This is a genomic window from Rhizobium sp. P38BS-XIX (assembly GCF_012641435.1).
Classification (GTDB): Bacteria; Pseudomonadota; Alphaproteobacteria; order Rhizobiales; family Rhizobiaceae; genus Rhizobium.
Genome location: NZ_JABAIJ010000001.1, coordinates 1,759,674 through 1,781,989, shown reverse-complemented (window position 1 = coordinate 1,781,989; position 22,316 = coordinate 1,759,674). Strand labels below are relative to the sequence as shown.

Genomic DNA, 22,316 nt, shown 5'->3' with positions numbered 1-22,316 from the left:
CTGATAGGCTGATGGAGGCTTGAAGTACGGCGCTTTCCCAAAGCGCTTTGGATCGCATAACCTATTCAATTTCAATGGTATAAGAGGAGTGCCGTAATGACTATTCGTGCCGTCGTTTGGGGCGAGAACATTCATGAGCAGACCAACAAGGTCGTCGCCGAAATCTATCCGGAGGGCATGCATAACACCATCGCCAAGGCGCTGAATGCAGATGCTGATATCGAAGCAACCACTGCAACGCTGCAGGAGCCGGAGCATGGTCTCAGCGAAGCCCGCCTGAAGGACACCGACGTCCTGTTGTGGTGGGGTCACAAGGATCACGGTGCCGTCAAGGACGAAGTCGTTGAGCGTGTCGCCAAGCGCGTATGGGAAGGCATGGGCCTCATCGTCCTGCATTCGGGGCACTTCTCCAAGGTCTTCAAGCGCCTGATGGGCACGCCTTGCGCACTCAAGTGGCGTGAAGCCGGTGAACGCGAGCGTCTGTGGGTCATCAACCCGCGCCATCCGATCGCAGCCGGCCTTGGTGAGCATTTCGAGCTTGAAAACGAGGAAATGTATGGCGAGCAGTTCTCCGTTCCGGAGCCGCTGGAAACCGTATTCATTTCGTGGTTCCAGGGCGGTGAGGTTTTCCGCTCGGGCATGACCTGGCGCCGTGGTGCCGGCAATATCTTCTATTTCCGCCCCGGCCACGAGACCTATCCGACCTATCACAACGAAACGGTCCACAAGGTTCTGATCAATTCCGTCAAATGGGCCCATAACCCGCTCGGCACGCAGACCAGCATCCATGACGCGCCGAACGTGCCGGTCGAAAAGGCATTGGAGCCGATCGTCGAGCGCGGCCCAAGACTGCACCAGGCCGGCGAAGCCGGTTATCGCTGAGGTTTCATATGCGTCTCATAGTAGTTGGCACGGGCGGCATGGCGAAGAACCATGTGGAGCATTTCGCCCGCATTCCTGGCGTCGAAATCGTCGGTGCCGTCGATACGGATGCGACGAGGCTCACCGCCTTTTGCGATACGTTCGATATCAAGCAACGCTTTCTGTCTCTGGACGAGGCGCTGGCCTGGGGCGACTTCGATTCCGTGACGAACGTCACGCCGGACAAGGCTCACAATCCGACGACGCTGCCGCTGCTTGCCGCCGGCAAGCATGTTCTCTGCGAGAAGCCTCTCGCGGAGAATTATGAAAAGGCACTCGAGATGACGGAAGCTGCCGAAAGGGCAGGGGTCGTCAATATGGTCAACCTGACCTATCGCAACGTCGCGCAGCTGCAAAAGGCGCGCGAGATGGTGATCTCGGGTGAGATCGGCACGGTCAAGCATGTGGAGGCGTCCTATCTCCAGAGCTGGCTCGTCTCGAAGGCCTGGGGCGATTGGCGCAGTGAGTCCAAGTGGTTGTGGCGTCTGTCGACCGGGCACGGCTCGAACGGCGTTCTCGGCGATATCGGCATTCATATCCTCGATTTCGCCGCCTATGGCGCCGCCACCGACATCGATCATGTCTTCGCCCGCCTGAAGACCTTTGCAAAAGCTCCCGGCGAGCGCATCGGCGAATACACGCTCGATGCGAACGACAGCTTCTCAATGTCGGTCGACTTCGCCAACGGCGCGCTGGGTGTCGTGCATGCGAGCCGTTGGGCAACGGGCCACCTGAACGAGCTGAAGCTTCGCATCTATGGCGAACGCGGTGGCCTGGAAGTGTCCCACAGCCCGAACGGTTCGGAGTTGCGGGGTTGCCTTGGCGATGACACGGAAACGGCAACGTGGCGTGTTCTTGAGGTGCCGCCGGTGCCGACCAACTACCAGCGCTTCGCTGATGCGGTCATGAACGGCAGCAGCCAGGATCCGAGCTTCAGACACGCCGCCAACTTGCAGCGCGTGCTGGATCTTGCCATGGTAACGGAAACGGAACGGCGCGAACTGAAGGTCTGATCGGATCATCGACCTTCAGGCAAAGCCTTGGGAGTGCATGCATGTCTACCGAGGAAAAAGTTGCCAGCCACTACACGCACGGATCGCTGGAAACGGCGATCCTGCAATCTCTGTCCGACAGCGGCAAGGATATTGCGGATCTGCGGATCCGTGATCTCGCCGACGTCGATGAATTCCATCTCGGGCGCCATGCGGCCACGGTGGATTTTGCCAGGGATCTTGAGCTTTCTGCCGGGCTCCGGCTTGCCGACATCGGATCGGGGCTTGGCGGCCCCGCCCGCCATTTCGCCGATTCCTACGGGTGCATCGTCTCGGGTGTCGACCTCACGGAAGAGTTCGTGCAGGTGGCCAATTCGCTGACGGAGCGCTGCGGTCTTGCCGATCAAGTCTCCTTCCGGCAGGGGAGTGCGCTGGCGTTGCCTTTCGAAAGCGGCAGTTTCGATCGAGCGACGCTCATCCATGTCGGCATGAATATCGAGGACAAGGCAAAGCTGTTTGCCGAGGTCCGACGTATCCTCAAGCCGGGCGGCCGCTTCGGTCTTTATGAGGTCATGCAGATGCGTGAGGGCTCGTTGCCCTATCCGATGCCATGGGCGATGGAGCCGGAGACAAGCTTCGTCTGCAGCCCAGATGCTTATCGTCATCTGCTGGAGGAGGCCGGGTTTTCGGTGGAGCTGGAGCAGGATCGAAGCGCTCTGGTGATCCGGCTCGCGCATGAAGCGCGAGCGAGGGCCGCGGCGGGCGAGGCGCGATCTCAGGGATTTCGCACATTGATGGGGCCAAGAGCCGGCGAGCGCAGCAGCAATGTCAACATGTCGGTCGAGGGTGGTCTGCTTGCCCCGATCGAGATGATCGCCCGTGCCATTTAAGTGACTGCGCCCTCGACAACATCGCCGCAGTCGATTGACAGAGACCTTCCTGTTTCTATATGGAAATCCCAACGGTAATGGATTTCTGCCGGGCCATGGTGGCCGAACCGCTGCTCTGATTTTTCCAGGGAAGCTGATGACTCCTACTCAACGCGCCCGAAGGGCGAAGGAGTAGAGTCATGCCTGTTTTCTTGCCGTTATCCCTCTCTTGTTTTTTATCCACTGTCCCCGAAAGACCGCCGATCGGCTTTGCGGGAGGGGCAAACTGATGTTCGCATCCGTCTATTTCCACCATCGCTTTCAGCAGTTTCGCAGCCTGTTCAAGTGGATCCTTCTGGTCGTTCCAATGGCTGTGGTCGTCGGCTCGCTTTGCGCGCTGTTCCTCTGGAGCCTGGATAAGGCAACGGCCGAACGTTTCGATCATCCCTGGCTGATCTTCCTGATGCCGGTCGCCGGCTTCCTGATGGTGCTGGTCTATCAGCGTTTCGGCCGCGGCTCGGAAGGCGGCAATAATCTGATTGTCGACCAGATCCATGAGCCCGGCGGCGGCGTGCCGTTGCGTATGGCACCCTTCATTCTCGTCTCGACGGTCCTGACGCACCTCGTCGGCGGTTCGGCCGGGCGCGAGGGAACGGCCGTGCAGCTCGGCGGCAGCATTGCCAGCGCTTTTGCGAAGATGTTCCGGTTGAGCCCCGCCGAGATCCGCATCCTTCTCATCGCGGGGATCGCCGCCGGCTTCGGTGCCGTTTTCGGCACGCCGATTGCAGGCGCGGTCTTTGCTCTCGAAGTCCTGACGATCGGGCGAATGCAATATGAGGCGCTGATCCCGAGCCTTGCGGCTGCAATCGCGGCCGATTGGGCCTGCCATGTCTGGGGCATCGAGCATATACAGTATCGGATCGGCTATCTCGCCGGCACTCCGGCCAGCACGTTTCACCTCGATGCGCTGCTGCTTATCAAGGTCGGCATTGCCGGCGTGATCTTCGGCTTGGTGGCGCGCTCGTTCAGCGAGGTCTCTCACAAGGCATCGGCGGCGTTTAAACGGTTCTGCGCCTATGCGCCGCTCAGGCCCGTCATCGCCAGTATCATCCTGATCGGCCTCGTCTATCTGCTCGGCACGCGTCAATATCTCGGACTTGGCGTTTGGTCGCCCAATCCTGCGGATGCGACGATCCTCGGTTTCTTCGATCCCGCTCATGTCGATTACTGGAGCTGGTTCTGGAAAGCGGTCTTCACCATCGTGACGCTTAGTGCCGGGTTCAAGGGTGGGGAAGTCACGCCGTTGTTCTTCATCGGCGCGGCACTTGGCAATGCGGTTGCCGCTGTCCTTGGTGCGCCGGCCGATCTATTTGCCGGGTTGGGTTTTGTCGCCGTCTTTGCCGGCGCCACCAATACGCCGCTTGCCTGCATGATCATGGGCATCGAACTCTTCGGCGCAACGCATACCGTCTATCTCGCCGTTGCCTGCTTCCTTGCCTATATCTGCAGCGGTCACACCAGTATCTATCTGTCGCAGCGGCTCGGTATCGCCAAGAGTTCGGCTTCCGGGAATATCCCGGCAGATACGCCGCTTCGTCATATTCGCGAGGGTCGTTTGGAGACGCGGCGCGAAAATATCCATAAGATCGAAGAGGTTTGAGGCAAGGACGGCGGAGGTTGTCGTGCTCTATCTTGTCGTGTTTCTAGGTGCGGGATTGGGTGGCGCATTCCGCCTCGGTATCAGCGAGCTTGTTGCGCGTGTGCTTGGGACCGAATTTCCATTCGGCACGCTCATCATCAATGTGCTCGGGGCCTTCGTCATGGGGGTGCTGACCGAGTACTTCGCCATTCGCGGCGGTATGTCGCAGGAAGTCCGATTGTTTCTGACCACTGGCGTTCTAGGTGGATTCACGACGTTTTCGACCTTTGCGCTGGAAAGCGTCGTACTGTGGGACCGTGGACAATGGATGCCTGCCATAGTCTATGTCGCCCTGTCCGTTTTCCTGTCGATCGGGGCTTTGATTGGGGGACTTGCAATTGTCCGGCTAATAATTCAGGCTCAAAGTGCATCGTGAATGAGGATCGGCAAATGCTGCCGCATTTTTGCCGATTCTGAGGTAAATGCCTCTCGAGAATCGCCGGAGTTTCAGTCCACGACAAACCACCGCTCGTTGCGAACGGACTCTCTTGCGAAATTCGACTAATCAACTCATATAATCGACTATTACGATCACCGCATAACAAAGGAGTCGGGCGTCAATCGGGAAGGGCCGGGCGAATATCCCAAGTTTTCAGCCTGTAGCCACTTCGGGATTTGCTTGCAGTTTCCCCGAGCAAAGACTTCCTCCCTGGACGGCCCTTAAAAGATAGACATGACGGAGAGTCCCTTGAGCGCACCTGCTCCAACTTCCAACCAATCTCCTGCTCCGGAACAGACTTTCGGCACCGCCGGCATCGCACCGATGGAGCGCGCGAGCCCCATGACGCGCTTCTTCATGGGCATTGTTGCCTGGGCGGAAGGTCTCAATCTGAAATACGCCAAGCTTGGCAATCCGCCTGTTTACGATACCAAGACTTTCCCTTGGGCCGCAGAGATCGAGAAGGATTATCCGGCGATCCGCGCCGAGCTTGAGAAGGTGCTGCTGCGCCAGAGCGAGCTGCCGACGTTCCAGGACATTTCCACCGACGTGAAGACCATTTCCACCGACACGCGCTGGAAGACGTTCTTCCTCCTCGGTTTCGGCGTGAAGTCCGAGCAGAACATCCAGGCTTGCCCGAATACCTGGAAAGCCGTTCAGAAGATCCCCGGCCTGACGACAGCGATGTTCTCGATCTTCGAGCCCGGCAAGCATCTTCCTGCGCATCGCGGCCCCTATAATGGCGTGCTGCGCCTGCATCTCGGCCTCATCGTGCCGGAGCCGAACGAGAAGCTCGCTATCCGTGTCGACCAGCAGGTTTGCCATTGGCAGGAAGGCAAGGCGCTGATTTTCGACGACGCCTATGAGCATGAAGCCTGGAACCATTCCGACAAGACCCGCGTGGTGCTCTTCGTCGACTTCGTCAAGCCGCTGAGATTCCCGGCCCGTTTCGTCAACTGGGCTCTGATGAACCTGGCGATCTTCACGCCCTTCATCAAGGAAGGCCTCGACAATCACAAGGAATGGGAAAAGAAATTCTACGCCGAGGCGGAAGCGTTCAGAAATCGCCCGAAGCCCTGATTTCTTCGGCTGCATGATTTAACGGAAACCCCGGAATCTCCAGGAGATTCCGGGGTTTCTTTTAGTCTGTCAGATCAGTCGTCAGGCAGGCTTATCTGTCTGAGGGATATCGTCGTAGTATTCTTCTTCAGCGATCGGCTGCGGGACGGCGGTCTTGTTGTCAAGATTGCCGAGCAGGGCTGAGATGGCATTGTCGCCGTCGAAGCCTGCCTCTTTCAGCAGACGGTCAAGGATCGGCTTGTTGGCCTGGTAGGAGAGAAGTTGGCCGGCGAGACCTTCGCCGAGGCCGACGCCACTGCCACCGCCTGTACCGTTGCCGTTGCGGCCGAGCATGCCGCCGGTGTCGAAAATACGGATATCCGAAATCTTCTCGATCGGCTTGACCGCTTCGGCAAGGGCGGCGGGCACAATGCGGATGCGCTCGCGGGTGATTTCGAATTCGATGATGGCGGGGCTGAGCTTGTTGCGCGCTTCGTTGAGCAATGCTTCGCTTTCAGCGGTCGCCTTACCGGTTTCGAGAATACCTTTGGCCTTGATGATCGCGGCGTCGGCTTCGGCGGTTGCGAGCGTCTTGATCGCATCGGCCTGGTCGGTGGCGGCCTGCTTTTCCGCCTCTGCGGCGATGGTCACGGCGGTTGCCTGGGTTTGGGCGCGCTTTTGCGCGTCGATCACCGCGATCTGTTTTTCGCGCTCGGCGATTTCGACGGCCTTGGCGGTACCGACCTTTTCCTCAGCGGCGATGGCAAGAGCGCGAGCCGCTTCGGCCTTCGCCTTCGCCTCGGATTCTTCCCGGCTCTTGTTCGCAACCGCGATGGCGCTTTCCTGGGCTACGATCTGGTTGTCGCGGCGAGCTTCGGTCTCACGCTGCTGCACGGCACGGGTCGAGTCGATGTTGGCGGATTCACGCGCCTGCTTTGCAGTCGCTTCGCGTTCCGCGATGGCCTGTTCGGAGGCGATGCGTGCTTCCTCTTCGGCGCGCTTGGCTGCCTGCTCCTGCTGTGCGGTTTCAGCGCGGGTGGCGGCCGATTTGTTGGCGATATCGCGCTGCTGGTTCAATTCCGCCTCGCGCTTCGTCCGCTCGATGGTGAGGGACTGCTGGCGAGCCTCGAGGTCTTTCTGAGCGATCGCGACTTCAGTGTCGCGAACGACTTCGTTACGCTCCTTCTTGCGTGCCTCGGTGACGCGGGTCAGCGCGGCAAGACCGTGGGCGTCGAAGAAGTTGTTGGCATTGAAATGTTTGATGTCGGTCTGGTCGAGGCGCGTCAGCGACACGGATTCCAGCTCGAGACCGTTGGATTGCAGGTCGGAGCCGACAGCATCCTGCACGGCCTTGACGAAATCCATGCGCTGCTCCTGCAGAGCATCGAGGCTCATCGTCGCTGCGACCGAGCGCAAGCTGTCGACAAATTTGGCTTCGATCAGCTGGCGCAGCTGTTCGCTGTCGTTGGTGCGGTTGCCGAGTGTCTGGGCGGCCAATGCGATGGAAGAGCTGTCCGGCTTGACGCGGACGTAGAATTCCGCGCCAATGTCGACACGCATGCGGTCCTTGGTGATCAGCGCGTCGTTCTCGCCGCGCTGGACTTCCAGACGCAGGGTCTTGAGGTTGACGCGGGCGATCGAGTGGAAGATCGGCAGCACGACGGAACCGCCGTCGAGGACAACTTTCTGCCCGCCGAGACCGGTTCGGACATAGGCTTCATCCCGGCTCGAGCGGACATACAGCGAGGCGAGGACAAAGCCGATACCGAGGATCAGGACGAGGCCGATGCCTGCGGGGAGTATAAGGTCGTAAAGGCCGTTCATGAACGTTGCTCCATGGAGGATTTATCATCGGACCGGGCAAGGTCCGATGGGGCGGAAACTGCGATGAAGATGTCGGCCTTGCGGTCGACAAGCAGAACTTGGGCGCCGATCGGCAGGGGGCTTTCGCCCTTGGCGGCGCAGGCGCGCAGCTGATGCCAGTTGCCATGCGTATCCTTGACGCTAACGCGGCCGGGCAAGCCCTGATCCAGCGGGCCGATCGAGACCGTGCCGGTGCGGCCGACGAAATCGCCGGTGTCGACGGCATAGGTCTCGTCGCGCGGCACGATCCTGGCGATCGTGCGTGTCGAGCGCCGGACGAGGGGGATCGTGACGAGGAGCGCTGTCGGCCCGGCAATGATGGCCGGCAGCGGCGTCCAGACCATGTCGGCTATCGTCTGGATGGCAAAGCCCATCACGGCGAAGATGCCGAGCAGCAGCATGATCAGGATCAGCAACGGCACGCCGCCAAGATTGATCCAGGAAAGCAGGCCGGCCAGGACACCCTCATGACCTTCGAAATGCGGTTTGCCGATGAGTTCGCTCAGCGAGAAACCGAGCAGCATCGACAGGACTTCGATGGCCGTCAATCCAACCAGGATCATTGCCGCAATGGCAAAGGGCGCACATTCGGGTGCGAGAAACAGGTGCATCGGTTACTGGCCGTTAGCCTTGAAGCGGGCAAGGCGTGCTTCGATGGCCTGCTCCCGATGCAGGCGGTCGAGCTCGTCTAGCTCGGCACTGCTGGCAGGTTCGCCTGATGGGACACCCGTCAGGCGCGAGACGGCCGCAGCCGCGCGGGCTGCACCCGCCGCGGGCGTCGGCCGCGGATTTCCGCCGGCTGCTTCTTCCGGTGCGTGGCGCGCGATGCTGCGCTTGAAATCGATCAGGCGCGCTTCCGCCTCGCGCCGGGCGGCAAGCACTGCCTGCAGCGCCTTCTGGCCTTCGTCTATCCGGGCGTTCGCATCTGCAAGCGCCTTGTCGAGAGCGGCGATCTGAGCCTCCAAGTCGATCTGGCGTGCGACACCGGCCTTGGCGAGGTCCTCGCGATCGGCGGTGATGGCAAGCCGGATCTTCGCTTCGAGCGCCTCGAGATCTTCAACGATCTCGTTGCGGCGGCTCTGGATACGGTATTCCTCGGCGCGCGCCTTGCCGAGATCGGCGCGTGCCTCATCGGCGGCGACATCGATCTCGCGCAGTGCCTGCTCGATGACGGCGACCTTGTTGGCGCCTTCTACGGTATCGACTGCGGCGTTGGCGAGGCTTGCGATCAGTCGTCCCATGCGGGAAAGAATGCCTTCATGCATCGTCATGTTATCCTCCGTTCGGGGGGAGTTTGGTGTTACCCCGATGTGAATCGCATAGTGGCCGCCATCGGCGATCAGATAGGCGGGGATGTTACTGTCCCAGCCTTTGAAATAGCCGGCCACATCGAAGGGCACGGCAACGCGGCCGTGCACCGTCGAGATTGTCAGGTCTGACGGACCCTTGATGGCAAAGAGCTTTTCATCGAGCGGCAAACGGCTGAGATCGGCCGGCTCGCCGCGATTGGCCGCAAAATCACGCAGACCGAGCGTCACGAGGCGTGCGGGGAGAGCGGTGCGTTCGCGGATAGTCTCATAGGCAAGCTCATGAAGAGTGACGAGGTTCGCGCCGGCTTTGCCGGGGACGATCTCCGTCAGAAGCTTCATCATTTGCCCGTATGCGGCAAAGGTTTCGTCCAGAGCCTGGCTTGCTTCCTCACCGGGGGCGAGATCGTATCGCAGATGTGATTGGTGCGCTGGTATCTGTGTCTTTGCCATGGACTTCAAGTAAAGCACCGCTCCGGTACTTTTCAAGAGCGCGTCACCTTCAATATGCATGAATTGTAATGAATGATGGGCCGCATAGGTTGCAGAAAATTGATGCTTCTCTCCGCCTATGAGCGATCGCGATGGTCTGATCTTCGCGTATATGTAGTGAGCGTGCGCGAAAAGACCATATGCAAAGCGCGGCCAAAAGGCCGCGCTGCATCGAATTATGATTGGATTGTCGGGGTGGGACCCGTGATTACTTCACGGTCCGCACAATGGCGGCGCCCGCCGTCATGCCGCCGCCGAAGGCCACGAGACCGAGATTGAGCGGTTCGGAGCGCTCATTGGCGACATGCAGCATGGCAAGCGGAATGCTTGACGAACTGGTGTTGCCATAGGTTTCGATGACGCTGAGGGCAGGACGGCCGCTGCGCTTGGCAATCGTATCGATGATGCGCTGGTTGGCCTGATGCGGCACCAGGAGATCGAGATTGGCAAGCTCGATGCCGGCATCGACGCAGGCATTTTCGATCGAGCGGGTCATCGAATGCACAGCTTCGGTAAAGACCGAGCGGCCGTTCATCGCGATCACGCCATCATCCGGCAGCGGAACGTAGAGCAGGTCGCCCGGTTCCGGCCGGCCGCTGACGATCGGACGGCTCGCGGTGAAGAGCGGATTGCGCGCCATGTCGCGGCTGGTCACGAGGCTGGCCGTTGCAGCGTCGCCGAAGAGGATCGCCGTGGAGAAATCATTCATGTCGAGCAGCGGCGACAGAACTTCCGAGGTGATGATCAGTACCTTGGCGTCGTTCTGCTGGGCAATGAAATCGTAAGCCTGCTGCAGTGCATAGAGATAGCCGGAGCAGGCCGCGCCCATATCGTAGGCGGCCAGCGACGGACGGACGCCATCTTCGGCGACAGCAACCGCGACGCGGCTAGCGAGCGACGGCGTGGCGATGTCGGGCGTGCCGGTGGCGGCGATCACCAGATCGATATCGTGGATCGATATCTGGTTCTGGCGCAGAAGATCGCGCGCCGCTTTCGTGGCCAGGCTCAGAGTGCCTTCGCCGGGGCCAATCCAGAAGCGGCTCTTGATGCCCGTCAGCGCAAATATCTCGTCGGCGCGACGGTTCGGCCAGTTGTGGATGATCTCTTCGTTGGTGACGCAGCGGCCGCCGGTCGCAAAGCCGATACCGTTGATGGCAATCTCGGAGAAGCTGCCGGTATGGCGACGAAGAGTCGGAATGACATGCGACTTCAGGCGCCGCAGCACGAATTTGTTCTGGATTTCCGAGGCGAGAGCGAAATTCTGCTCGCTCAGATCGCGGTTGGCATCAACCGTCAGAAGCGGGCTGTCCGTGGCGATCTGGTCACCGATCTTGGCGAAGACCTCCTGTACGACACCGCCGATATTGGCGCAGATCTCGACCGAGGCTTTCGTCGCTTCGACAACGGCGACAAGCTGACCGACTTCGATCTTGTCGCCCGGTTTGACGAGCAGATCGGTCACCAGCACGTTTTCGTCAGCGGGGCCGGAGCCGATCGCCTTGATGGCTGCCGTCGGACCGCTATCATCCTCCTCATGCCAGGTCACTTCGCATTCGAGGACCTCTGCCATGAGGTCGACGAGTTTGCGGTAAGACGGCAGGGTCTCGAGCTGATTGCGGAAGTTGAAGGGAATGTGCGCGTCAGAGCGGGCAAGCCGGCGCACCACGACGGGCACATCGGTCTTCTCCGTAACGGTCGCGATGATCTCCGCGCCCATGCCAACCGTGCGATTGTCTTCATGAACGACGATCAGGCGGCGTGTACGCCGGGCGCTCGCGAGCACTTCCTTCTCATCCCATGGCGAGATCGAGCGGAGATCGATGACCTCGACCGAGAAGCCCTGAGCCTCGAAGGCGCTTGCGGCGTTGGCGCAAAGCGAAACGGTGTTGCCATAGCTGACAAGCGTGATGTCGCGACCGCGCGCGACATGGCGCGACAGGCCGGGATGGACGAAATGCTTATCCAGATCCTCGGAGGTGCGGCCGTCGGAATTGTTGAGCACGGCCTTCGGGTAGAGGAAGACCGTCGGACGGCGTGATTCGAAGGCGGCATTGAGCAGGCCGGCGGCATCGCCGGCGCTGGAGGGCATGACGACGTCGATGCCGGGCGTATGCGCCAGCATGCCTTCGAAACTCTGCGCATGGAAGGGGCCGAGACCGGGCTTGTAGCCACCGCAGCTGACCATGAGGATAACGGGTGCTTCCCAGGCGCCATTCGTGCGCCAGAACATGCTGCCCATTTCCGAAACGATCTGGTTATAGGCAAGCGGCAGGAAATCGGCGAATTGCAGGAAGGCGACCGGGCGCTGGCCGGCGAGCGCACGACCGACGGCGGTGCCGACGATGGTCGACTCGGTGAGAGCCGCATTGCGCACGCGGTCGGGATACTTCGTGCTGAGGCCACGGGTGACGCCGAAAACATCGCCCTTCGGATCCTCGATGTCCTGACCGAACAGAACGACGTCCGGGTTGGCGGCGAGCTGCTTGTCGAGAACGACATTCAGCGCCTCGCGCATCGTCAGCGTCGACGCGCTGTCATTGCCGCGATATTCCGCCTTGCCATTGAACGAAGCGGGGTAGGGAGCCTTGGCATCCGGCTCGACCTTCGGAGCGTCTTCCTTGCGCGCAAGGTTCGCTTCAGCATGGACTTCCGCGATCAGTTCCTGTTCGATCTTTGCAAGCGCATCAGCATCGATGCCCACTTCGCGCAGCATGGTGCGGAGGGTCGGCAGCGGGTCGCGCGAGGAGCCGGCTTCGATTTCGAGCAGGGTGCGGTAGGTCTTCTGGTCGTCGGCGTTGGTATGATCCGAGAGCCGCTCGGTGTTCAGCAGCACGATGCTCGGTGCGCGATTGTTGCGGCTATGGCGAACGGCTTTGCGGAAAGCTTCGCGCGAGGTGATCAGATCGTCGCCATCCGCGCGGATGATATCGATGCCGTAGAAGGAGGCGGCAGGGCCATCAGGCAAATCGAAGAAGGTCTGCTTGCTCGTGCGTGTCGAGATGGAGAAGCTGTTGTCTTCGATGATGAAGACGACGGGATACTGGCCGCGCACGGCTTCCGCCACGGCTTCGAGGAACTCGCCCTGCTGCGTGGTGCCGTCGCCGACGCAACAGATGGCGATCGGCATTCCCGGCTTATATTTCAAGGAGGCGCCGACGCCGGCGGCATGGAGCGCATTATTGCCGACCGGGCCGACGATCGAGGTGATGTTGAGAGCGCGGGAAGAAAGGTGCGCGCTCATCTGACGGCCGGCCGAGTGCGAATTGGCTGTTGCAAGCAGGCTGGAGAAGAACTCACGAATGGGCATGCCGCGCGCCAGCATCAGAGCCTTGTCGCGATAATGCAGATGCAGCCAGTCGTCGTCCTGAAGGAATTCGTTGAGAAGCGCCGTCGACTCATGCCCGGCGCCGGACACATGAAAATGTGCTATGCCTTGCTTGATGAATTCTCGCTCAAGACGATCCACTTCTCTAGAAATGAAAAATAGTCTGTGGAGTTGCTTGAGGTATTCTCTTGTAAACCTCCCTTCCATCTCAATGATTTTCCTAATCTTTCATCTTAATCAACTGCAGGGACCTAGGTAGACCCCTAGGCTGCCTTTTTCAATACACGTTAGATGACAATATCTTCTCGGTTTGAAACCGAAATACGTGCATGGTCGGGCGGTGATTTTTCGCGATGTTTCTATCCACAGGGCACGCATCGATAAACGCATTTGCCAACTGTGTAACCGGCAGGTGCGTTTATCGAAGGCGTTGTCAGCCTGATTTGCGAATCTTGGCGTCGCCGTTGCGTCTTGCGGCTGCTGCCTTTGCGGCCTGTTCTTCCTGTAGGATCAATTCCTTCGGCTTCTTGCCGATAATTTCCTTGCGGCCTTTCTTCGAGAAAGGTTGGCGCAGTTGGGCGAGGAAGCCCTTCGCGACCTTGCCCGTGATGCCGATATCCGTTGAGGAGGGGCGCGGCGGGTTGTAGAACGTGCCGAGGAGCTGATCCCAGACGACGAGGTTTTCCCCATAATTCGTATTGCCCTCGGCCAACACCTTGGAATGATGCCAGCGATGCAGGCGCGGCGTGGAGAAAATGAGGTCGAGCGGGCCCGTGTGCATGTCGACATTGCAATGAGTCAAAAGACCGATGAAGGCCGTGACGGCGCCGATCCAGAGGAAGACCGGCAATGGCGCGCCAAGCAGATAAAGCGGGATCTGACCGAGCGCGATCTTGAACAGCGTATCGATGACGTGGAAGCGGCCCGTGTTGATGACCCAGAGGCGCTCGACGCTGTGATGCAGCGCATGGAAGCGCCAGAGCGAAAGATGCTCATGCGCCAGGCGATGCGCCATGTAGAGACCGAACTCGGCGATGACGAGGCCAAGCGCGACCTGAAAGATCATCGGCCACTGATCCGGCCAGAAATGCGAGTGATAGCTCAGGGCCGGCTGGGCGACCGTCGCGACGGCCATCGGGAAGGATGTTCCGATCGCCGCGGCGATCTGCACGCCGCCCTTGTTCAATAATGTGTGGGCGATGTCGTTGAACGTTTCGCCATCCCGCTTCTGCCAGGTTCTCTCATAAGGCATGAGACGCTCGAACAGCGCAATCAAAGCAACTGTCGAAAGATAGGCGACGTTGAACCACAAGAGATGCATGCTCGAATTGAAGGCGAAGTAGGCGCCGGTCAATCCCGCACAGAAGATGGCGGGCCACAGCAAGGAGGAAACAGCAGCGTAAAGACGCGAACTGCTTTGAAAAGTCATTCCATCAACCTCAGATTCTGATCAGCGAAAAAATAGCGCGTGAGAGTATGCGATATGTAGCGCGATGATTGTGGAGTCGAAAGCGAAATTTTTACGGTCGCTCATGAGACGCATCTGAGGAGGGGTTTTGAATGCGGATAGAGAAGGCGGGACACGAGCATATCGAGGGCTGGGCTCGTCTGCGCAAGGTGCTTTGGCCTGACGGTTCGGTTGAGCGCCATCGCGCCGAACTGGAGCAACTGCGCGCCAGCGAAAACGGCGTCGCGTTCGTAGCGATCGATGCCGCCGGAGATCTTGCCGGCTTTGCCGAAGCAACACTGCGGCACGACTACGTCAATGGCTGCGAGACGTCGCCCGTTCTGTTTCTCGAAGGTATTTACATCAGGCCGGAAAGCCGGCGCGAGGGGGTCGCGCGGGCGCTTTGCGAGGTTATCGGCGCTTGGGGGCGAAATGCGGGCTGCACCGAATTTGCCTCTGATGCGCTCATCGACAATCTTGCGAGCCACGCCTTCCATGCTGCGCTCGGCTTCACTGAAACCAGGCGCGTCGTCTATTTTCGCAAGCTCCTTTAGATCGGAGCGGAGTGACGTCTCGGGTTAACCGAAAGTCAGCTTGGTTTTCTGTTGTCCGGCCTCGTCGAAATTCTCCGGATCAAGCCAACGCTCGTAGCCGGCCTTCAGGCGCGGCCAATCGGCGTCGATCATGGCGAACCAGGCGGTATCGCGGTTCTTGCCCTTGGCAACCATGTGCTGGCGGAAAATGCCCTCGTAAACGAAGCCGAAGCGTTCGGCTGCCCGTTTGGAAGGCTCATTGAGATTGTTGCACTTCCATTCGAAACGGCGATAGCCGAGCGTGTCGAAGACATAGGACGCGAACAGATAAAGCGTTTCGGTGGTCACGCGGCTGCGGGCGATTGCGGGTCCCCACAGGATGCTGCCGATTTCGATGACGCCCTGGGTGCTGTCGATGCGCATCAATGCCTGCCGGCCCTCGGCACGCCCCGTTCGCTTGTCGATCGTTGCGAAGAAGAGCGGATCGGCGCCGGAGGCCGCTTTCTCGAGCCAGGGCGAAAAGGCTGCCTGATCGGCCGGGGCATCCTCGAAGAGATAGCGGAAGCGATCGTCCGCGCCCGGTGCCTGGGCCGAGGCAAAGAGATCGTCGCCATGACGTGCCGCATCGAGCGGCTCGATCCGGGTGTAGCGGCCTTCAAGAGTGATACGCTCGGGGCGGGCCACGCCCTTCCAGTTCGTCAGATCCATGTCAAAGTCCTTTGGTCATCAAATGCAGCCTAGAGCAATTCCAGCGAAAGTGTGAAGCGGTTTGTCTCTGGAGGCGGGGCAAACAATACATCAGCGGAGCCGGCCGGATTGTATCAGGTCTGCCAGAGATTGCGGCAGTTCCATCCCGTCGGGCAGGCCGGGTGCAGGGTGAGGATGGGCGAGACGGCTCTCGATCGGCAGAACGCCAGCCCAGACCGGATGACTTGCCTCGTCCATATCACCTGGCGGTCCGTTGCGGATCTTGGCCGAGGCTTCCTCGATTTTCATCCGCATGACCGAGGTCGCCTTGACTTCCTGCTTCGTCATCGGCCTCAGCTGATCCCAGCGGCCTGGAAACAGGTCCTCGATGAAGCGGCGCAATGCATCGCTCTTCTCGTCGATATCATCGACCAGGCGTGCCGTTCCAAACACCATCGCCGAGCGATAATTGACCGAGTGATTGAAGGCGGAGCGCGCCATGACATAGCCGTCCATGATGCTGCAGGTCAGACAGACCGGCATGTCCTCGGCGGCGCGCAGGAAGCGGCTGGCGGATGAGCCGTGCCAGTAGACGTAGTCGTCCTCTCGCCAATGCAGCGTCGGCGTGACATAGGGCGCGCCATTGATGACATAGCCGACATGACATAGCGGGGCGGCGTCCAGAATAGCATGGACGTCGGCATGGGCATGACTGCCACGCTTCGGGCTTCGCCTAATGCGCGTGCGCTCGGAGATCGGATATTTTTTGGTGTCGGGCGGGCTGAGATCGGCCATGTCGTCCTCTTCAATTGAGCATTGATCTCTGTCAGCAAAGAGGTAGGCTATAAACAGCCAGTTTTTTGATTTTCAGCAGACCAGTTGAGGTTTCATGGCATCGGTGGCGCAATGGCCGGCACTTGACCGCATGTCGGGGGATCTGGAGGGGCAGGTTTACCGACTGATGCGCGATCGGATCCTGCACGGGCAGATGCCGGCAGGACGGCGTGTGCCGTCGACACGGACGCTTGCGCTTGCGCTTGGCGTTGCCCGCTCGACCGTCGTCAATGCCTATGATCGCCTGAAGGCCGAGGGTTACCTGCAGTCTGCCACCGGCGCTCCGACCCGCGTTGCGACTTTCTCGTCTGCCTCCTTGTCCGGGCAGGCCGCCGCGCCGCCGCCGCACCAGCCTCGCATCACGGAATTCAAGACGGGAGGATTGTTCGAGCCCGGCGTGCCGGATGTCTCGGCTTTTCCCCATGCGGCTTGGGCGCGCTGTCTCGGTGCTCGCGGCCGCTCTTTAAGGGTGCATGATCTCGGCTATGGCGATCATGGCGGCGTGCGCGAGCTGCGCGAAGCCATCCTCGAGCATATCGCCGCAACGCGGGGTGTCATTGCCCGCCCTGAGCAGATTGTCATCGTCCCGTCGACGGGGGCGGCGATCGGGTTGCTTGCGGGCGTGCTGATCCGTCCGGGAGAGCCAGCCGGCGACGTGGTCTGGATGGAAGAACCGGGATATGCCAGCGCGCAGGCGATCCTGCGGATGGCCGGCGCCAATCTTGTGCCGGTTCCGTGCGATGTCGATGGCCTCGATATCACTCAGGGCATCGGACCACGACCCCGGTTGATCTATGTCACGCCGTCGCATCAATATCCGTCCGGCGTCACCATGAGCCTGCCTCGCCGCCTCGCCCTGCTGGAATTTGCCCGCTCCAATGGTGCGATCGTGCTGGAGGACGATTACGACAGCGAATTCCAGTATGCGTCGCGGCCGATCGCGGCATTGCAGGGTATCGATCGCGGCGAAGTCGTCGTCTATGTCGGCACCTTTTCCAAGACGCTCGCACCTGGGCTGCGTGTCGCCTATGCCGTCGTGCCGAGGAGATTGGTGGCGGCCGTCGAGGCAACGCAGCGGCTGAGAGGCGTTGTCGTGCCGATCCACATTCAGGCGGCTCTCGCCGATTTCATGCGCGAGGGCCGGTTTCGTGCGCATCTGCGGCACATGAATGCCATTTATGCGGAACGCATGGCGGCGACCGTCGCGGCACTTGATCGGCACTGTGGCGCGTTGTTGGAGGTAGGATCGGGCGGCGGCGGGCTACAAGTGGCAAGCTGGTTCCGGGACCCGGGGACGGATGATGTCGCTTTCGTTCGCACGATCAACGCCAACGGTTTCGCGGTTCGGCCGATATCGGCGCTGTATCTTGGGCCTTCGCGGCCGGGGCTGTTGCTCGGAATTGCCCGTATGGAAGCGGAGGCCGCGGATGCGGCCGCGGCAAAAATCGCGAGGTTACTGGAAGCCAGTGTCACGCCGGCATAGCGGCTGAACGCTGCAGTTCTGTCAGACCTGGTTCCAGCGGCGGATGACCGGTTCGGTCAGATCATGCTCGTAACCGAGAACGCTGATGCTCGTGGTGTCGAGGACGAGATGCTCACCGCCTTCCGGCGGCAGCCCCACCCAGCGGGCTGCAAAGACGCGCAGAAAATGGGCGCTGGAGAAGATCAGAACGGAGCCGCCGATGCCGCGAAGCTCGCCGATGATCCGGTCTGCGCGCGCGCCGACATTGGCGGCCATTTCGCCGTTCGGGCAGCCGTCGCGGAAAACCTGCCAGCCGGGGCGCTCGGCAAGGATCGCCTTGGTGGTAATGCCTTCATAGGCGCCGTAATCCCATTCCGCCAGGTCGTCCTTGACGACGCGACGGTCACCGAAGCCGGCCAGTGCGCAGGTGTTTTGTGCGCGTAGCGACGGGCTGGACCAGACAGCCGCGAAATCGATCGAAGGCAGGCGGTTGGGAAGATTGCGGGCAGCTTCCTCGCCGGCAGCGGTCAAGGGGATATCGGTTCGGCCGGTATGCCTGCCGGAAAGGCTCCACTCCGTCTGTCCGTGCCTTACGAGATAGACTTCGGGATAGGCGCTGCTCATGCCGTTTCTCCTTTTCGCTACGGATGCGGAATTCTTCGCATCTGCGAAGAGTTCTGTCGAGAGCCAGAGATGGCCGGAAATCGCGTGTCATGATAACCGCCTGCAAATCCAAGGCTTTGCAGGTGAATATGAATTTCAATGTTCAATGCGGCCATCAAAGCAGTCAGGCTCTGCGGTCATTGCGACGAGAATTATCAGTCGCAGCGCCTTCAAGAAGAAATTGCCCCGAAAAGGAAAGGGCGCTCCGCTGTATTGCGAAACGCCCTCTCGATCTTATCCTGTGACCAGTACGAAAAGCTGACGGAACCTATTCCGCCAGAGCGGCGCGTACGGCCGGGATGACTTTCTGGCCGTAGAGTTCGATGCAGCGCATGATCTTGTCATGGCCGAGTGCACCGGCGCTATATTTCAGCTGGAAACGGCTGATGCCGAGCGTCTTGATTACCGGGGCAATCTTGGCGGCAACCGTTTCCGGCGAGCCGACGTAAAGTGAGCCCCGCTCGATCTCGCTATCAAACTCTGCGCGCGTCATCGGCGGCCAGCCCCGTTCGCGGCCGATACGGTCGCGCATTGCCTTGAAGCAGGGCCATAGTTCCTCACGGGCCTGCTCGTCGGTCTCGGCGACATAACCCGGTGAATGGATGCCGATCGGCCGCACGGGCTTTCCGAGCTGCTCATAGGCGCGGTGATAAAGGTCGACATAGGGCTGGAAGCGGTAAGGGCTTCCGCCGATGATCGCCAACATCAGCGGCAAATCATAGTGAGCTGCACGCACAACGGATTCCGGGCTGCCGCCGACGCCGATCCAGGTCTTGAGCTGACCACTCTCGATGGTCGGGAAAACCCTCTGGTTGCGCAGCGGCGGGCGGATACTGCCCTCCCAATTTACCGGCTCGTTCTTGAGCAGGGCCGCGAACAGATCGAGCTTTTCCTCGAACAGCTGTTCGTACTGCGACAGCTCGAAGCCGAACAGCGGGAAAGATTCGGTGAACGAGCCGCGACCGAGGATGACTTCGGCGCGGCCGTTCGAGATGGCATTGACGGCCGAGAAGCGTTGGAACACGCGGATGGGATCGTCCGAGCTCAGAACCGTCACGGCCGATCCAAGATGAATTTTCGATGTGCGGCTGGCGATTGCGGCCAGAATCGTCTCGGGCGAGGAGACCGCGAAATCTTCGCGGTGATGCTCGCCGATGCCGAAGAAATCGATCCCGACCTGATCGGCCAGAACGCCTTCCTCGACGACGTTACGGATGACCTGCGCGTGCGGCAGCGGCGTGCCCTTGTCGTCAAAGGTCACATCGCCGAACGTATCGACGCCGAATTCGACATTGTTTGTCGTCATGATTTTTCCTGTCATGTGTCGAAATGATAATGTTGACACAGCATGTAGTGTCGTTCGCGATCGCCAACTACCCGGAAAGTTTCGGCGGAAACCTTCGAAGAATTCGATATGGCGTGCGTCGCGTTGATCGGTCGGAGCCATGCATTGCGTTCAATGGCACCACCGGCAATATGTGCTTCGAGTTCAGTTCCGTGAGGATCAGGGAGGGAAGCGTATGGTCGAGCTTAAAAAAGTGAATCTCACCAAAGCCTTTGCGGCTTTTGATGAGACCTGGAGTCCGCGGGTCGGCGGCGATATCAACGACTTTCAGGTGAAACTCGTCAAACTCGACGGCGCGTTTCACTGGCATCATCACGAGGAGGAAGATGAGCTGTTTCTCGTCGTCAAGGGCACGTTGCACATGAAGCTGCCTGCCGAGAATGGCGGCGATGTCGTGCTCGGTCCGGGCGAATACATCGTGGTGCCGCATGGGGTCGAGCATTGTCCGGTGGCCGAGCCGACTTGCGAGGTGGTGCTGTTCGAACGGAACACGACGCTCAATACGGGCAATGTCGAAAACGAGCGGACGGTCCGCGAGCCCAAGCGTCTTTGAAGGAAAGGAGCGAACCGGCGGCAGAGTTCAAACGAGGCCGCCGGTTCGCCTATATTGACGTCAGTTCTGAGCCAGTTTGTTCGAAGGCGCTCGGCAAGCGGCGAATACGTCCAGCTTTGGATCATAGACCTTTGTCGACACGTCCATCATGCCGAGAACGCTGTGGAAGATGTTGTCGTGAGAGTGGGTGCCCTGGGCTGCCTGCTTCGACAGGCAAGCCATGTCGAAGCCACCTACCTTGGCCAGATCGTCGGCCATCCAGAAGAGCATCGGCACCTGCGTCTGCTGAGCCGGCGCAATGATATAGGGCGTGCCATGCAGATAGATGCCGTTCTCGCCCAGCGACTCGCCGTGGTCGGAGAAATAGAGAACGGCGCCGGAGATGGAGCCTGAGCGCTGCTTCAACTTGTCGATGACCATCGAGACCACGTGATCCGTGTAGAGGATCGTGTTATCATAGGCATTGGTGATCTCCTCCTGTGAGCAGGAGCTGAAATCGTTCGAGCGGCAATCCGGCCGGAAGCGGCGGAATTCCTCCGGATAACGCTGGTAGTAAGCCGGGCCATGGCTGCCGAGCTGATGCAGAACGAGAACGCTGTCGCCCTTTACCTTGTCCAGCCAGCCATCGACCTTGTCGACGAGGATTTCGTCCCGGCATTCGCCGTCCTTGCAGAAGCGGGGATCGGCGGATGGCGGCAAATAGGTATAGGGAACACGGTCGGTCACATCATAGCTGCCGGTGTCGTTGTCGAGCCAGGTGACATCCACCTTCGCATGGGTCAGCACGTCGAGCAGGTTTTCAGTCTCCAGCCCCTTGCGATGGGTATATTCGCCGCGCGTATAGACCGAGAACAGGCAGGGAATGGACGTTGCCGTCGCCGTGCCGCAGCTGCTGGTGTTGGGGAAGTAGACGACATTGCGCTTTGCCAGCTCGGGATTGGTCATCTTGCCATAGCCGCCGAGCGAGAAATCCTGCGCGCGTGCCGTTTCGCCGGCAACGATTATGGTCACGCGCGGCTTGCCGTTGTCGACCACGCCGACCTTATGGGCATCGGTGCCGAGCGGACTTGCGACGACATTTGCATCGCGTTGGGAGTCGATCGTGTAGCGCACCGCGCTTGCGATCGGGATGACCGGATTAAGCGTATCCATCAGGTCGCGATGGGCGCGTCCTACGCCGGCATAGGTTTTGTAAAAGGTGGTTCCGGCGACCACGAAGACTGCCGAACAGGCGAGAATGACGGCCGTGTTCCAGGCAAGCTTCTTGAGAATCGGGCGGTGAACGATCCGAACCCAGCAAATGATGAGCGAGGGCACGATGCCCGTCAGCAGCACATAGGTGATGAAGCGCGTCGTGATCAGGTGTCCGCTTTCCGCGCCGGTGGATACGGCGGCGTTGCGGATCATTTCCTTGTCGATGATGACGCCGAACTGGTCGTTGAACCAGGAGGAGACCGAGGCGACGAGCACGAAGAAGATCAGCGCGGGTTTTGTCAGGTACTTGGCGGAGAAGAGCGTGAAGATGCCCATCATCGCTGCCGAGATGCCGATGACGAACGCTGTGAAGGCGGCGGGTTCAGCAAGAAAATAGCCGTAGGCCTTGGTCCAGAACATCCGGTTTGTCACAAGAAGTACATAGAGCGTGGCTATAAGACATAATGTGACACTGCCGATAGCTGGCCTGACGAAATGTCGGCCAGATGCCTTGGTTTGATCATTCAATGGTTTTTCTCCGGGGCATTTGCTGTGGGGGTGGGCCGGAATATCCCTACCGCAGGACGCAGCTTCGATTGCTAAAGCTGCCAACCATGGCGACGATTCCTGAC

At 60.0% G+C, this 22,316-nt stretch carries 19 protein-coding genes and 1 riboswitch; of the genes, 9 read left to right on the top strand and 10 right to left on the bottom strand.

Annotation, left to right across the window (positions count from 1 at the left end; all coding sequences use genetic code 11):
* The first annotated feature begins 96 nt into the window (after positions 1-96).
* From HGP17_RS08610 to HGP17_RS08585, 6 genes are all read left to right on the top strand, one after another.
* A complete protein-coding gene (locus tag HGP17_RS08610) occupies positions 97-882 on the top strand; it encodes a ThuA domain-containing protein (RefSeq protein WP_168807812.1) in 786 nt (261 codons plus the stop codon).
* A gap of 8 nt (positions 883-890) precedes the next feature.
* The gene (locus HGP17_RS08605; RefSeq protein ID WP_168807811.1) at positions 891-1,934 is read left to right on the top strand and encodes a Gfo/Idh/MocA family oxidoreductase; all 1,044 of its coding nucleotides are present in this window, start codon (positions 891-893) and stop codon (positions 1,932-1,934) included.
* A 41-nt stretch (positions 1,935-1,975) separates the two neighbouring features.
* Entirely contained in the window at positions 1,976-2,803 is an 828-nt protein-coding gene (locus HGP17_RS08600; RefSeq protein ID WP_168807810.1) for a methyltransferase domain-containing protein, read from the top strand.
* 64 nt (positions 2,804-2,867) lie between these two features.
* Positions 2,868-2,956, top strand: a riboswitch (Fluoride riboswitch).
* Between the two features lie 115 nt (positions 2,957-3,071).
* Positions 3,072-4,442: a voltage-gated chloride channel family protein gene (locus HGP17_RS08595; RefSeq protein ID WP_168807809.1), complete on the top strand. Its 1,371-nt coding sequence runs from the start codon at positions 3,072-3,074 to the stop codon at positions 4,440-4,442.
* Positions 4,443-4,464: 22 nt separating this feature from the next.
* Positions 4,465-4,857: a fluoride efflux transporter CrcB gene (gene crcB, locus HGP17_RS08590; protein WP_168807807.1), complete on the top strand. Its 393-nt coding sequence runs from the start codon at positions 4,465-4,467 to the stop codon at positions 4,855-4,857.
* 297 nt (positions 4,858-5,154) lie between these two features.
* Entirely contained in the window at positions 5,155-6,000 is an 846-nt protein-coding gene (locus tag HGP17_RS08585) for an aspartyl/asparaginyl beta-hydroxylase domain-containing protein (RefSeq protein ID WP_168807805.1), read from the top strand.
* Positions 6,001-6,081: 81 nt separating this feature from the next.
* On the opposite strand, the gene HGP17_RS08580 is transcribed toward HGP17_RS08585, so the two are convergent.
* From HGP17_RS08580 to HGP17_RS08560, 5 genes are all read right to left on the bottom strand, one after another.
* Entirely contained in the window at positions 6,082-7,803 is a 1,722-nt protein-coding gene (locus HGP17_RS08580; RefSeq protein ID WP_168807803.1) for a flotillin domain-containing protein, read from the bottom strand.
* The gene (locus HGP17_RS08575; RefSeq protein ID WP_168807801.1) at positions 7,800-8,453 is read right to left on the bottom strand and encodes an OB-fold-containig protein; all 654 of its coding nucleotides are present in this window, start codon (positions 8,451-8,453) and stop codon (positions 7,800-7,802) included. Before HGP17_RS08575 ends, HGP17_RS08580 begins: the two co-directional genes overlap by 4 nt.
* 3 nt (positions 8,454-8,456) lie before the next feature.
* On the bottom strand, positions 8,457-9,602 hold the full coding sequence (locus HGP17_RS08570) for a PspA/IM30 family protein (RefSeq protein ID WP_168808160.1): 1,146 nt from the start codon (positions 9,600-9,602) through the stop codon (positions 8,457-8,459).
* 247 nt (positions 9,603-9,849) lie between these two features.
* Entirely contained in the window at positions 9,850-13,173 is a 3,324-nt protein-coding gene (locus HGP17_RS08565) for a thiamine pyrophosphate-dependent enzyme (protein ID WP_168807799.1), read from the bottom strand.
* 226 nt (positions 13,174-13,399) lie between these two features.
* A complete protein-coding gene (locus HGP17_RS08560) occupies positions 13,400-14,395 on the bottom strand; it encodes a sterol desaturase family protein (protein ID WP_168807797.1) in 996 nt (331 codons plus the stop codon).
* A 131-nt stretch (positions 14,396-14,526) separates the two neighbouring features.
* Here HGP17_RS08560 and aac(6') point away from each other — a divergent pair, with 131 nt between their 5' ends.
* Positions 14,527-14,967, top strand: coding sequence for an aminoglycoside 6'-N-acetyltransferase (aac(6'), locus tag HGP17_RS08555; protein ID WP_168807795.1), 441 nt, complete (start codon positions 14,527-14,529; stop codon positions 14,965-14,967).
* Between the two features lie 24 nt (positions 14,968-14,991).
* On the opposite strand, the gene HGP17_RS08550 is transcribed toward aac(6'), so the two are convergent.
* Positions 14,992-15,654, bottom strand: coding sequence for a GNAT family protein (locus HGP17_RS08550; RefSeq protein WP_168807793.1), 663 nt, complete (start codon positions 15,652-15,654; stop codon positions 14,992-14,994).
* 90 nt (positions 15,655-15,744) lie between these two features.
* On the bottom strand, positions 15,745-16,428 hold the full coding sequence (locus HGP17_RS08545; protein WP_168807791.1) for a pyridoxamine 5'-phosphate oxidase family protein: 684 nt from the start codon (positions 16,426-16,428) through the stop codon (positions 15,745-15,747).
* A 94-nt stretch (positions 16,429-16,522) separates the two neighbouring features.
* On the opposite strand from HGP17_RS08545, the gene HGP17_RS08540 reads away from it, so the two are divergent.
* Positions 16,523-17,950, top strand: a complete 1,428-nt coding sequence (locus HGP17_RS08540; protein ID WP_168807789.1) for a PLP-dependent aminotransferase family protein — start codon at positions 16,523-16,525, stop codon at positions 17,948-17,950.
* Between the two features lie 21 nt (positions 17,951-17,971).
* Here HGP17_RS08540 and HGP17_RS08535 read toward each other — a convergent pair whose 3' ends face one another.
* Together HGP17_RS08535 and HGP17_RS08530 are read right to left on the bottom strand one after the other, a co-directional pair.
* The gene (locus tag HGP17_RS08535) at positions 17,972-18,553 is read right to left on the bottom strand and encodes a histidine phosphatase family protein (RefSeq protein WP_168807787.1); all 582 of its coding nucleotides are present in this window, start codon (positions 18,551-18,553) and stop codon (positions 17,972-17,974) included.
* A gap of 307 nt (positions 18,554-18,860) precedes the next feature.
* A complete protein-coding gene (locus HGP17_RS08530; protein ID WP_168807785.1) occupies positions 18,861-19,898 on the bottom strand; it encodes an LLM class flavin-dependent oxidoreductase in 1,038 nt (345 codons plus the stop codon).
* A gap of 214 nt (positions 19,899-20,112) precedes the next feature.
* Here HGP17_RS08530 and HGP17_RS08525 point away from each other — a divergent pair, with 214 nt between their 5' ends.
* Complete coding sequence (locus HGP17_RS08525; RefSeq protein WP_168807783.1) at positions 20,113-20,490, top strand: cupin domain-containing protein; 378 nt, start codon at positions 20,113-20,115, stop codon at positions 20,488-20,490.
* A gap of 60 nt (positions 20,491-20,550) precedes the next feature.
* Here HGP17_RS08525 and HGP17_RS08520 read toward each other — a convergent pair whose 3' ends face one another.
* Positions 20,551-22,212, bottom strand: a complete 1,662-nt coding sequence (locus tag HGP17_RS08520) for a phosphoethanolamine--lipid A transferase (protein WP_205925809.1) — start codon at positions 22,210-22,212, stop codon at positions 20,551-20,553.
* Positions 22,213-22,316: the final 104 nt, after the last annotated feature.

Bases quoted from the DNA above. Each gene is read 5' to 3' on its own strand.
- HGP17_RS08610 (WP_168807812.1), top strand. From the start codon at position 97: ATGACTATTCGTGCCGTCGTTTGGGGCGAGAACATTCATGAGCAGACC.
- HGP17_RS08550 (WP_168807793.1), bottom strand. From the start codon at position 15,654: ATGGATCTGACGAACTGGAAGGGCGTGGCCCGCCCCGAGCGTATCACT.
- HGP17_RS08525 (WP_168807783.1), top strand. From the start codon at position 20,113: ATGGTCGAGCTTAAAAAAGTGAATCTCACCAAAGCCTTTGCGGCTTTT.
- HGP17_RS08545 (WP_168807791.1), bottom strand. From the start codon at position 16,428: ATGGCCGATCTCAGCCCGCCCGACACCAAAAAATATCCGATCTCCGAG.
- HGP17_RS08605 (WP_168807811.1), top strand. From the start codon at position 891: ATGCGTCTCATAGTAGTTGGCACGGGCGGCATGGCGAAGAACCATGTG.
- HGP17_RS08530 (WP_168807785.1), bottom strand. From the start codon at position 19,898: ATGACGACAAACAATGTCGAATTCGGCGTCGATACGTTCGGCGATGTG.
- HGP17_RS08585 (WP_168807805.1), top strand. From the start codon at position 5,155: ATGACGGAGAGTCCCTTGAGCGCACCTGCTCCAACTTCCAACCAATCT.
- HGP17_RS08540 (WP_168807789.1), top strand. From the start codon at position 16,523: ATGGCATCGGTGGCGCAATGGCCGGCACTTGACCGCATGTCGGGGGAT.
- HGP17_RS08595 (WP_168807809.1), top strand. From the start codon at position 3,072: ATGTTCGCATCCGTCTATTTCCACCATCGCTTTCAGCAGTTTCGCAGC.
- HGP17_RS08570 (WP_168808160.1), bottom strand. From the start codon at position 9,602: ATGGCAAAGACACAGATACCAGCGCACCAATCACATCTGCGATACGAT.
- HGP17_RS08580 (WP_168807803.1), bottom strand. From the start codon at position 7,803: ATGAACGGCCTTTACGACCTTATACTCCCCGCAGGCATCGGCCTCGTC.
- HGP17_RS08600 (WP_168807810.1), top strand. From the start codon at position 1,976: ATGTCTACCGAGGAAAAAGTTGCCAGCCACTACACGCACGGATCGCTG.
- HGP17_RS08560 (WP_168807797.1), bottom strand. From the start codon at position 14,395: ATGACTTTTCAAAGCAGTTCGCGTCTTTACGCTGCTGTTTCCTCCTTG.
- HGP17_RS08565 (WP_168807799.1), bottom strand. From the start codon at position 13,173: ATGGAAGGGAGGTTTACAAGAGAATACCTCAAGCAACTCCACAGACTA.
- HGP17_RS08535 (WP_168807787.1), bottom strand. From the start codon at position 18,553: ATGAGCAGCGCCTATCCCGAAGTCTATCTCGTAAGGCACGGACAGACG.
- HGP17_RS08575 (WP_168807801.1), bottom strand. From the start codon at position 8,453: ATGCACCTGTTTCTCGCACCCGAATGTGCGCCCTTTGCCATTGCGGCA.